At 43.9% G+C, this 11,442-nt stretch carries 12 protein-coding genes; 6 read left to right on the top strand and 6 right to left on the bottom strand.

Going from position 1 to position 11,442, the window contains the following annotated elements:
- From F6K37_RS20920 to F6K37_RS20900, 5 genes are all read right to left on the bottom strand, one after another.
- The coding region (locus F6K37_RS20920; protein ID WP_287251887.1) for a hypothetical protein at positions 1-199 on the bottom strand (199 nt) is incomplete at its 3' end.
- 634 nt (positions 200-833) lie between these two features.
- Positions 834-1,613: a F0F1 ATP synthase subunit B family protein gene (locus F6K37_RS20915; RefSeq protein WP_287251885.1), complete on the bottom strand. Its 780-nt coding sequence runs from the start codon at positions 1,611-1,613 to the stop codon at positions 834-836.
- Between the two features lie 3 nt (positions 1,614-1,616).
- Entirely contained in the window at positions 1,617-1,895 is a 279-nt protein-coding gene (locus F6K37_RS20910) for a F0F1 ATP synthase subunit C (protein ID WP_287251883.1), read from the bottom strand.
- On the bottom strand, positions 1,888-2,592 hold the full coding sequence (locus tag F6K37_RS20905; protein ID WP_287251881.1) for a F0F1 ATP synthase subunit A: 705 nt from the start codon (positions 2,590-2,592) through the stop codon (positions 1,888-1,890). The genes F6K37_RS20910 and F6K37_RS20905 overlap by 8 nt, the downstream gene beginning before the upstream one ends.
- 31 nt (positions 2,593-2,623) lie before the next feature.
- On the bottom strand, positions 2,624-2,941 hold the full coding sequence (locus F6K37_RS20900; RefSeq protein ID WP_287251879.1) for an ATP synthase subunit I: 318 nt from the start codon (positions 2,939-2,941) through the stop codon (positions 2,624-2,626).
- A 569-nt stretch (positions 2,942-3,510) separates the two neighbouring features.
- On the opposite strand from F6K37_RS20900, the gene F6K37_RS20895 reads away from it, so the two are divergent.
- The 6 genes from F6K37_RS20895 to F6K37_RS20870 all read left to right on the top strand — a co-directional run bounded on the left by F6K37_RS20895 (position 3,511) and on the right by F6K37_RS20870 (position 9,685).
- The gene (locus F6K37_RS20895; RefSeq protein ID WP_287251876.1) at positions 3,511-5,028 is read left to right on the top strand and encodes an alternate F1F0 ATPase, F1 subunit alpha; all 1,518 of its coding nucleotides are present in this window, start codon (positions 3,511-3,513) and stop codon (positions 5,026-5,028) included.
- Between the two features lie 137 nt (positions 5,029-5,165).
- Positions 5,166-6,047, top strand: coding sequence for a F0F1 ATP synthase subunit gamma (locus F6K37_RS20890; protein ID WP_287251874.1), 882 nt, complete (start codon positions 5,166-5,168; stop codon positions 6,045-6,047).
- A gap of 148 nt (positions 6,048-6,195) precedes the next feature.
- Entirely contained in the window at positions 6,196-7,611 is a 1,416-nt protein-coding gene (atpD, locus tag F6K37_RS20885) for a F0F1 ATP synthase subunit beta (protein ID WP_287251873.1), read from the top strand.
- A 154-nt stretch (positions 7,612-7,765) separates the two neighbouring features.
- A complete protein-coding gene (locus F6K37_RS20880) occupies positions 7,766-8,149 on the top strand; it encodes a F0F1 ATP synthase subunit epsilon (protein WP_287251872.1) in 384 nt (127 codons plus the stop codon).
- On the top strand, positions 8,149-8,463 hold the full coding sequence (locus tag F6K37_RS20875; protein WP_287251869.1) for an AtpZ/AtpI family protein: 315 nt from the start codon (positions 8,149-8,151) through the stop codon (positions 8,461-8,463). The genes F6K37_RS20880 and F6K37_RS20875 overlap by 1 nt, the downstream gene beginning before the upstream one ends.
- A complete protein-coding gene (locus tag F6K37_RS20870) occupies positions 8,456-9,685 on the top strand; it encodes a cation:proton antiporter (protein ID WP_287251868.1) in 1,230 nt (409 codons plus the stop codon). Before F6K37_RS20875 ends, F6K37_RS20870 begins: the two co-directional genes overlap by 8 nt.
- A 203-nt stretch (positions 9,686-9,888) precedes the next feature.
- Here F6K37_RS20870 and F6K37_RS20865 read toward each other — a convergent pair whose 3' ends face one another.
- Positions 9,889-11,148 carry an RNA-guided endonuclease InsQ/TnpB family protein gene (locus tag F6K37_RS20865; protein ID WP_287251866.1) on the bottom strand — a complete coding sequence of 420 codons (1,260 nt, stop codon included), beginning with the start codon at positions 11,146-11,148 and terminating at the stop codon, positions 9,889-9,891.
- Positions 11,149-11,442: the final 294 nt, after the last annotated feature.

Raw genomic sequence — 11,442 nt, 5'->3', positions numbered from 1 at the left:
ACTGATCAAACACTTGTTGTGCTTTAGCTAAAGCTACCGGCTGAGCAGTTTTTGAACTTTCTTTCAAGGTCTTGCCACGGCGTCCATAGCGAAAGTTAACGATATACTGCTCGTTACCGAAATCACACAGATCGACTTCGTAGATTTTATCTGAGTTACCAGCTTGATAATGGAGCGTAGTGCGTTTGATCAGTTTCATAGGACATCCTAGAAGCAATATTGCTATCCATCTTTAGCGTGTTATAGAACCCATTTGATATCTAGTTAACCAGTGACAAGTCTTTTGAGCATCAGTTTGATCAACGAAATATTAACCTTAGTTCTAGCATAGTAAGCATTCAGCTGTCAGCTGTCAGCCGTCAGCTGAGTCGTAATTGCTAGAATATAAACATGGTAACTGGTGTAACCGATATAATAATTTTTATAACGTTTTAATTATAATTGTTGGAGCATAACCCTGACCGGATGTTGATAGCGATTAGCTAATTAAAAAGCTAATAAAAAAACGGTAAAGTTCTAGTTTAATCCAAGTCTTTACCGAATTCTATCCTATATTTTTTGACTAGTACAGCTTAGCTGCACTGGTTTGTAAGGATTTTCTATTTTTAGCAATTTTGCTGTTTATAGAAGTCCTATACTTATAGCGTTTATCGCAGTTATGAGGTACACTATTCTTTGACACTCATTCCCTTAAAACCATCTTTACTATTGCCTTCTGCCTTCTGCCTTCTGCCTTAAAAAGATCAGCTTTGTCATCAAACGTCGCTGAGAATTGCTATACATGATCAGCACAACTCCTGAATAACCGTTATGAGTGCTACAGAAAACTCTACCTAGACTGGTTCTGAGATTTGAATTGCCAATGCTTGTTCCATATCCAGCTCCAGCTCCTTCAAGTAATGGTCCAAATTCCAGGAGAGCTTGTAGTCGCGAGCGAGCAGTTCAATGCCACAAATTGCTTCAGATACTGTCTCAAAGCTGACCTTAACCTCCATCCCAATTTGTTTGCTGATAGCATGAATAAGCTGGGAACGCTTTTCTGGGGAAATTGCAAAAGTACTACGAATCAACAGTTCATTTCCTGGATTTGGGGTTGAGGAGGAAGAACGCATCATCTGTAGCTGGGAATCATCAAGGTGATCAAGACGTTCGATGAAAGTTTCTAGGATTTGCTCTTCCAAGTCTACATTGGCAAGATCCCCCAAAACACGACGAGCTATCCTAGTAATCTGCTGACCTGCTCGTTGTCGTAGCTCCTGTAAAAAAGTCTGTTTTTCCAGCTCTAGTGCCTCGTACCATTTTGCTCCCATGGTATCAACCTCAGAGCGTGCCTGTTTCATTAACACTTGACGCTCTTGCTCAACCTCCTGTTTGGCGCGGTTGAGCAGTTTTTCTCGTTGCTGATCTAGTTGTTTTTGTTTTTGGTGATAAAGGTCGGCTTCCCGTTGGGCGTCTTCAGCCCTTGCTGCTGCTTCCTGGAGACGAGTGGTAATTTTTTGCTCTCGTTTTTCCATTGCTTTGGTAATCGGACCATAGAGGAAGTGCTTGAGAAGAGCAACAAGGATGAGAAAGTTAATAATTTGGGCAACAGTGATAAACGGATCAATTAGCATGACTTATCCCCCGGCTTGATTCACAACGTAGTTCCAAAAGGGATTGGCAAAAATTATGATCAAAGTGATGACAAAACAGTAAATTGCGGTCGATTCTACCAGGGCCATCCCTACAAATAGGATGCGAGTAATAGTCTTGGCTTCGTCCGGTTGTTGTGCCAGGGAACTTAATGCCTGCGCTAAAGCTCGTCCCTCACCCAAAGCAGGACCAATGGAGCCGATCGCAATTGTTAGTCCCGCCGTCACAATTGATGCCATACCAATTAGTGCAATATTATCCATTTTTGAGTTCTCCTGTTTCCTTATTTTTGCTGTGCTCTACTGTTGTAGCAGCAGCAATGTAAACCATTGCCAGAATAGCGAAGATATAAGCTTGAATCAGTCCCGTTAATAACCCCATTAGCTGCATAATAGTCGGAAAAAACAAAGGCGCAATAGAAAGCAAAATCCCGACAATCATTGTACCGCTCATTACATTGCCAAACAAACGTACTGCTAGTGCCAGAATCCGGGAAAACTCCCCAATAATGTTGAAAGGTAGCATGATTGGATTTGGCTCTAGGTACTGTTTCAGGTAACTCCGTAAGCCCTGCTTACTGATACCGTAGAGGGGAACCGCGAAAAATACGCAGATAGCGAGTGCAGCAGTGGTAGACAGGGAACCGGTGGGAGGTTGATAGCCAGGGATAATACTCAGTACATTGGAAACAGCAATGAATATAAACAGTGTGCCCACAAAGGGCAAGTAAGGCTCTGGTTCCTGTTCACTAACTTCCCGGATTTGGTTGCTAATTCCAAGCACTATAACTTCCAGGAGATTCTGGCCTCCGGAGATAGCAGTTGAGGAGCATAACTTGTGGGTGACGAACCAGGAGAATAGTACCAGAAATGCCATCACAAGCCAGGTAAAAACTAGAGTAGCATTAAGGGTGAACGACCCCCATTGCCAAACAACTATTTGATCTGGAGTCAGATTCATAAATTTTCACGGTGCTTTTTCAGCGCTAACCCTACATCCCACGCCTAAAGAACCCTAAGCTCGTGGGTTTGGCTTGAACTACTATCAAAATATTACGGATTATTATAAATCCTAAGAGACAAGCTAAAAGAAGTATAATTAATTCCGCTCCGAAAAAGCTATCTACAATTAGGTATAAACTACCCAGAACGATCCCTAAGCGCAGCAGCAAGCTGACTATTAACAACAGAAAAGGATGCTTAGTGGTGAGCAGTTGCCGAACCGTTAGCCAGAGACCACCGAAGTAGAACAATCCCATTCCTAAGCCAGCAATAAAAGCCATTGCTATAGCAAGCAAATTGAGGATCATATCAAGTCCGCTTGAAGAGTTCTATCGTCTTCTCAAAAAATCCTGGGTTTGAAACCCTTTTCTGACAAGACTCCTTTTTATATAGCATTTTCATTTGAGATGTGACACTAGGGGGTCTCACCCCCTCAGCCCAGTCAGGCCAACAAGGCTGCTTGTCACCCCATCAGCTGAGAGTCCCTTCCCTACCTGGGAAAAGCTCTTTAATCCTCTCCCATGAATAAGGGTGTTAATGCTCCCGACAGGATATACACACAATGATCAAAAAGTCAATTATCCTAATTGATGACATGCTCTAAGCTATAGTGTTTATCAAAGAAATGAGGTATAGTAATTTATAATATTTACAAATATTTACAAAAATAAAAAATTCAGAAATTCAGAAATTATGTAGGCGTAAACCCTGCCGTAGGTGACTTCTGAACTCCTAAAACCCTAACTAAAATTTGTACCTTAGCATACTGAATAAATGCTATAGTAATAAGTATAGTTGAAGAGATAATATATTATCTCTGTTTCAAGGGAACAGGGAAAATAAAAATGTATTAACCTTTACTTCGACTGCTATAATTATGAACAGGGATTCTGAGCCACTAAAAGCTGTCGTCAATGAAATAGTCAGGGTTTCTGAGCAGATTTTGGCTGACCATCGCGCCCAATTACAAGCTCAGGAGATGGGTACTGTAACGTACCTAGGTAATGGGATTGCTCGTGCCCTAGGTTTACCCAGAGTCAAATCCTCTGAATTGGTGCAGTTTCCAGGGGATCGCCTGGGGATGGCTTTCAACCTAGACTCCGATGAAGTTGGCATTATCCTGCTTGACGAAAGCGAGGGATTGAAAGCAGGTTGTGAAGTCTATCGCACCGGAAGAGTGCTAGATGTTCCTGTGGGTGAGGGATTACTAGGGCGAATTGTGGATGGTACCGGTCGTCCCCTGGATAATCGGGGGAAAGTTTCCACTGTAGAAAGACAACCGATCGAGCGAGAAGCCCCAGCAATTATGGATCGTGCTCCTGTAACTGTACCTCTCCAAACAGGGATTAAGGCGATCGATGCCCTGATTCCCATTGGTCGAGGACAACGAGAGTTGATTCTGGGAGACCGCCAAACTGGAAAAACTGCGATCGCTCTTGATACTATTCTGAATCAAAAAGATAAAGATGTAATTTGTGTTTACTGTGCTATTGGTCAGCGTAGTTCGGCTGTTGCCAAACTGATTGCTGACTTGCGCAAGTATAAAGCGATGGACTATTGCATAGTTGTTGTCGCTGGAGGAGAAACACCGGCTGGATTACAGTACATTACTCCCTATGCTGCTACTACCATGGCAGAATACTTTATGGAGCGGGGACGAGATGTCCTGATCGTGTATGATGATTTGATCCAACATGCCCGTGCTTATCGTGAATTGTCCCTATTGCTGCGTCGTCCTCCTGGTAGAGAAGCTTTTCCAGGTGATATTTTTTATATCCATTCCCGTCTACTGGAACGAGCCACCCATCTGCGCCCCGACCTAGGAGGGGGTTCGTTGACCGCTTTACCGATTGTAGAAACAGAAGCCCAGAATTTATCTGCCTATATCCCTACTAACTTAGTGTCTATTACTGACGGTCAGATTTACCTCACCCCCGACTTGTTTCAAAAAGGTATTTTACCCGCTATAGATGTAGGTAAATCCGTCTCTCGTGTAGGAGGAAAAACCCAGTTACCTGCCTATCGCTCTGTAGCAGGGGCTCTGCGGCTATCCTACTCCCAGTTTGAGGAATTGGAGGCATTCTCTCGCTTTGGAACAAGACTAGATGAGGCAACTCGCCAAAGTCTAGAAAGAGGTCAGCGGGTACGGGAAGTCCTCAAACAACGCCAGTACGAACCGATTCCTGTTGCTGAGCAAATCGTCGTGCTATTAGCTGTTACCCAAGGGCTGTTTGATCGGCTGCCCCTAGAAGAGGTTAGTTCAGCAGAAAGGTCTGTACGTCAGGCTGTAGTCGAACAATTACCCGAGGTATGTCGCCGAATTGAGGTAGGAGAAAAACTGAGTGAGGGCGATCGCCAAGCGCTGTTAAATTTCAGCCAATTAATAAACGATTGATCATGAATTTATGATTTAAAATTATGGTTAACTACTACTTTATTAGGATTATAAAACTATTGCTAATTATCCTAATAAAAGCGGTATATTAATAAGCGGATCTGGTATTAAACCTGTTCCATTCCTTCCAATAACCAATGACCCTTGAAGCCCTAAAACGCAAAATAGACACTGCTAAAGACCTACAATCTGTGGTCAAGACCATGAAAGCAATGGCAGCAGTAAGTATTCGCCAGTATGAAAAGGCTGTGGCATCCCTGACAGAGTATAACCGCACCCTAGAAATGGGAATTCAGATTCTGTTGAAAAACCGCCCTGAAAGCTTAGCCGGGATGAAACCAGTCCCTACCAATTGCCTTGGTATCGTAGTGTTTGGCTCTGACCAGGGTATGTGTGGTCAGTTTAATGAGCGGATTGCTGAGTTTGCCCTACAACAAATCAACAGCTTGGAGAGCTTACCCAATAACCGGATAGTTTTGACTGTGGGTACACGGATTAGGGATCGCTTGGAAGCAGCAGGGCAAAGGAGTGAGAGATGTTTTATAGTACCAGGGTCAATTGCAGGGATCGCACCGATAGTGCAGGAAACGGTGTTGACCCTAGAAGAATGGCGTCGAGAGCGTCAAATCGACCAGATTTTAGTATTTAATAACCGTCCTATCTCTAGCTCTATCTATAGTCCGCACCAACAGCAAATCTTTCCGATTAATATACCCTGGCTGCAGCAGTTGCAGCAGAAAAAGTGGACTTCCCGCACTCTGCCCACATTTACCATGAGTCAAGAACGCTTAATTTCTGCCGTGTTCCGCCAACATTTCTTTGTCTCTCTCTACCGGGCGTGTTGTGAGTCATTAGCGAGCGAAAATGCTAGTCGTCTTGCTTCGATGCAGATTGCAGAAAAAAATATCCAAGAACGTCTGGCTGAACTCCAGGCGGAGTTTAACCATCAACGTCAAACAATAATTACTGAAGAACTCCTCGATATTGTCTCTGGCTTTGAGTCAGTGCGTCAACCCTAATAATATCATCTCCGGTTGAATACTTACACGCTTGCCCGAATCGAAGGCAGAAGGCAGCTATGCTGAAGTCAAAAGTAAAGAAGTAAGGTTTAATCGGAGATGGTTTTTGATTACTAATTATCCGGACATGATATAAGCTAAGCGAACTATGAAGCCAACTATCACAAATCAACAGAAAGACTCAAATCTAGCTACCCAAGGTAAGGTTGTTTCAATTCGAGGCAGTATCATTGATGTTTATTTTCCCCAAGTACTGCCTAAAGTTCACGATTTGCTAAAAGCCGGAAATAATGGCAAAGTTGCCCTCGAGGTTGTCACTTATATCAATTCTGAGTTGGTACGCTCTATCGCCCTGACTCCAACCCAAGGACTGGCACGGGGGTCTGTTGTTATCAATACAGGTCATCCTTTACAAGTTCCAGTGGGAGAACGGTTGCTAGGTCGGATGTTTAATGTTTTTGGAGAGACAGTGGATCGAGAGGAACATTTACAAGGCGGAAATTGGCGCTCAATTCACGCCCATCCTATATCCCTAAATGACCGGGTAACTACTACAGAAATTTTCCAAACGGGCATTAAGGCAATCGATGTCCTTGCTCCCCTAGAAAGAGGTGGCAAAGCTGGTTTATTTGGAGGGGCTGGAGTCGGTAAGACTGTCTTAATTACCGAACTTATCAACAATATGTTTAGTCGTTATGAAGGGGTTAGCATTTTCTGCGGTATTGGGGAGCGGTCCCGGGAAGGAGAGGAGCTTTATCGTGAAATGAAGGAAGCAGGGGTGCTCCAGAACACGGTTATGATCTTCGGGCAAATGAATGAATCCCCTGGTGTTCGTTTCCGAGTGGGACACGCGGCCCTAACCATGGCAGAGTATTTCCGCGATAATAACAAAAACGTGCTGCTGATGATCGACAACATCTTCCGCTTTATTCAAGCTGGGTCGGAGGTATCTGGCTTGATGGGACAACTCCCCTCCCGGGTGGGCTATCAGCCGACTCTGGCAACGGAACTAGCGGAACTCGAAGAACGGATTTGCAACACCAAAAGGGGTTCGATTACTTCGGTTCAGGCTGTGTACGTTCCAGCCGATGACTTTACCGATCCTGCTGCTGTTCACACTTTTTCCCATCTCTCTGCCTCTATTGTCCTCTCCCGAAAACGAGTCAGTCAGGGACTTTATCCAGCAATCGATCCTCTCCAATCTGCCTCCAAGATTCTGACCCCTCAAGTGGTTGGGAATCGCCATTACCAAATTGCCCAAGCCGTTCGCAAGACCTTAGCAAACTATGAAGAACTTAAGGATATTATTGCCATGCTCGGTTTAGAAGAACTCGCTCAAAGTGAACGAAAGATTGTCTATCGCGCCCGCCGACTAGAGCGATTTCTGACTCAGCCTTTCTTTACTACTAAGCAATTTACTGGGCTCGAAGGGAGGAGCCTAGATTTAGAAGATGCTCTAGAAGGGTGCGATCGCATTCTCAATGATGAGTTTTCTGACTATCCAGAGCAGTACCTCTACATGATTGGCAAAGTTGATGAAGCTACAAAAAGTCGTAATTATTAACTATAATCCGCCTAAATTAACGGTATTGTGCAATTTTAAAAAACTAGATTTATAGTCACCATTGTATCCATATTATTAAGAATATTTAATAAAAAAATATCCAACTAGAGTCTATCCTTACAAGCAATACTATAATATCCTAATAACTCGGCTTATGATCCTTAAAGTGCTACTTCCTACTGAAGTGCTGGTTGAGCGACCAGTAACCAAAGTTATTGCCGAGGCGGAAAATGGTTCCTTCTGCATTTTGCCGCGCCACATCGATTTTGTTGCTGCCTTAGTTCCAGGTATACTTTCCTTTGAATTAGAATCAGGAAAGGAAGCCTTTATTGCGGTTGATGAAGGGATTTTAGTCAAGTGTGGTGCGGAAGTTTTAGTTTCGACCCTGAATGCCGTGTGTTCTGATAACCTAGATCAACTCAAGCAAACGGTAGAGCAACAGTTTCGGGTTTTGGATGAACGAGAGAAGCTAACCCGTTCAGCCCTGGCTAAGTTTGAGGCTAGTATTATGCGTCGTTTCAAGGAGCTACGAAGCTAATGAAAAAACTTGAGGATGACAAAAAAAACTCTAAAGCCCTTTGGCATCTCTTTCACAAACAGGTGGAAAGAAAAGCAGCCCGTAAACTCAAGGCTCGACAAGAGAAAAAAAATATCTGGTTTGCCTTAGGAATGTTCGGCATGGTGGGTTGGTCTGTGACCATTCCGGCATTGCTTTGCATTGCTTTAGGGGTTTGGATTGATACCCAATTTGCCAGTCGATATTCCTGGACATTGATGTTATTGTTTGTCGGTGTTGTCTTGGGATGCCTGAATGCTTGGTACTGGATTGAAAAGGAGAGCAAGCGTGATTGAAGAGGAGTCTATAATCTTGCTACTAGTGTTGCTAGTTGGAGCGACTCTGATCCTCACCATTCTAATCAAGGCTGGTCTAGAGCAAGTTGGTATGCCTGCTATAGTTGGTTATTTGCTTCTGGGTTTCTTGATGAGGCTGGTGGATGTTCAAGAGCAATTGTTATCGGCACAGGTGTTAGAAGTCTATGGTTTTTTTGCAGAATTGGGCATTATCTCCCTACTGTTTCGGGTGGGTCTAGAGAGCAACCTGTCTGGACTGCTAAGTCAACTGCCTCGCGCTAGCATTATCCTGGTGGGGAACCTGATCTTGAGCGGCATTCTGGGTTTTGTCAGTGCCTATTTCCTCCTCCAACTCCCCCTAATTCCCAGCCTATTCATTAGCATAGCTCTGATCGCAACCAGTGTCGGGATCTCAGTCAGTGTCTGGCAAGAAGCCAAGGCACTGAATTCGGTCAACGGGGAACTATTGCTCGATATTGCTGAAATGGATGACATTGCTGCGATTGTACTGATGTCTCTACTCTTTGCGGTCGTGCCAGTCCTCAATGGAGAAGTCGAGGCTAACTTCTTGCCCGTCTTGACTCAAATCTTTGGACCTTTTCTGCTGAAGGTCGTCTTCTTCAGCACGTTCTGCTTAGTCTTTTTCAACTATTTTGAACGACCACTGACCCGTTTCTTTGAGAAAATCGAACCTGCTCCCGATCCCATGCTGATGGTCGCTGGCACAGGCTTCATTATTGCCGCTTTAGCAGGATTACTAGGATTTTCTGTTGCCGTTGGAGCCTTTTTTGCTGGACTTGTGTTCAGTCGCGATCCAGAAGCTGTCAAGCTAGATGCCTCCTTTAGCGCCCTCTATGAATTGTTTGTCCCTTTCTTCTTTATTAACATTGGCTTGCAGCTAGAGTCCCAAGCACTGACAGCAGCCCTAGGACTCGGTAGCATTTTAGTAATAGTAGCAGTCCTTGGGAAAATCATTGGTACCGGAGGTCCAGCCATGTTGACAGTAGGCTGGTCTAGCGCTGTATTGCTTAGTATTAGTATGGTTCCCCGGGCAGAAATTGCTATGGTGATTATGCAGCGGGGACGGTATCTTGGTGACTGGGCAGTTCCCCCTGAAGTATTTGCAGCTATGGCAATGGTTTCCGCAGTAACCTGTATCTTTTCACCACTGCTGCTTCGTCCATTACTTCAGAAGTGGGTACTTGGTAGTGGGTATGAGTGATAGACTTATCGTTCCAGCATATTAAATAAAATTATCTAGTCGCTCCCCTTCCCCAATCAGCAAGCTATCGTAAATACAAGCAAGGTAAGCCCAGCCTAACCGAAAGGATTAAAATTTGCCTATTGCTGCCTAGCTTGATTCTGATGTAGCCGTTGACATCCCCCCTCGGTAAATCGGAGATTATACCCAGGGATTCCCAAACCTCACGATCTGGGTTTACTGCTTTTGCGGCACTTATCTGTAAGCTTACGCTCACCCGACAGTACGCCTAGACAGTCAATTTCATCCACGATCTGCCCGACCGCAGTGATACCTCGTTGACAAATAACTTGAGCGGCTGCGACATCTCTGTTGATTTCATATTGACATTCGGGGCATTTGTGAATTCGTTCAGACAAGTCTTTCTTGCCTGTTTGCGCTCCACAATTCGGGCAAATTTGACTGGTGTATCTGTAGTCAACTTTGTCAAAATATACCCCGCGTTTCCAACAGACCCAAGCCAAGATGTTAAAGAATTGACCAAAACCTGCATCAAGAGTATGTTTGCTTAACATTCCCTTTGCCCATGTTCTGAAGTCAAGGTCTATGTCCTTCGGACAGGCTTCGCCAACAACAAATATCATCCCAGCTTTATCACACAAATGATTCGCCAACTTGAAGTGAAAGTCTTTCCGAGTATCTGAAATTTTTTGGTGGAGTCTTGCAATCTTCTGATTGAGTTTATGTCTATTTGCAGAACCCTTTTTCTTCAACTTTAATCTACGTTGTAGCAATTTCAGCTTACCTTGTAGTTCCTTTAAGAACTTAGGACGTTCTACCAACTCTCCATCAGAAGTTGCTAAAAACTTGTCTAACCCGACATCAATACCTAGGGGATGTCCCCAGGCGGGATGATCACCAAGACTGACATCACTTTGCAAAGCCAGCATTGCGAAATACCCACTTGCTCGTCTGACAACCCGAACTTGTTTAAGTTTAAAACTCTCTGGAATTGGACGAGACAACCGCATTCTTACCCAACCAATTTGAGGGAGTTTAATCCAATCGTTGATAATGGGATTAGTCTTAAACTGTGGAAAGACAAACGACCGCATCCGGTATCTGTTCTTAAACCGAGGAAAGCCATAACCCTGGTCAAACATATTCTTGAAAGCTTGATCAAGTGTCTTGAGAACTTGCTGCAAAACTTGAGCATTCGTATTTTTGAGTAATGGTATGGCTTTTTTTGCTTTTGTTAAACTAGCGGCTTGTTGCTTGTAACCTGGGTATGGTGCATCGGCAGGGATAATATATTCCTGTTCAAGAGAACAGGCATTAACTGAACACTTCCTACTCTTAATCCAGTCTTTTCGCTCTCGCAAAGCATAATTCCAAACTTTTCTACAAACCACCAATATTTCTTCAATAATGGTAATTTGCTCTGAGGTGGTAATTAACTTGAACTCGTAGGTCAGTCTCAGCATCGTCTGATCATATCATATTTCTGCTCAAGTCAGCCAATCTGCTAGTAGACTTAATCTAAAAGTGTACTCCAAAGGTAACCCTGTCGGGTTGATTATTGATTTGCAAAGATTCATCTCGCCGTTAAGCTGTCGCTATAACGGGAGTGCTCTCGTTGGCTTTTAGATATACTCATGAGCAATTTTCTAGACTTATCCAGTCATGATTTCAAAGTGATCAGGGAATTGGGTCATAATCGCGCTGGTGGGAGAGTGACCTACCTAGCCCGAAACCAGGTCAATCACCAATTGGTAGTG

Source organism: Moorena sp. SIO4E2, from assembly GCF_010671945.1.
In the GTDB taxonomy this organism is placed as follows: Bacteria; Cyanobacteriota; Cyanobacteriia; order Cyanobacteriales; family Coleofasciculaceae; genus Moorena; species Moorena producens.
This window is presented reverse-complemented; position numbering and strand designations above follow the sequence as displayed.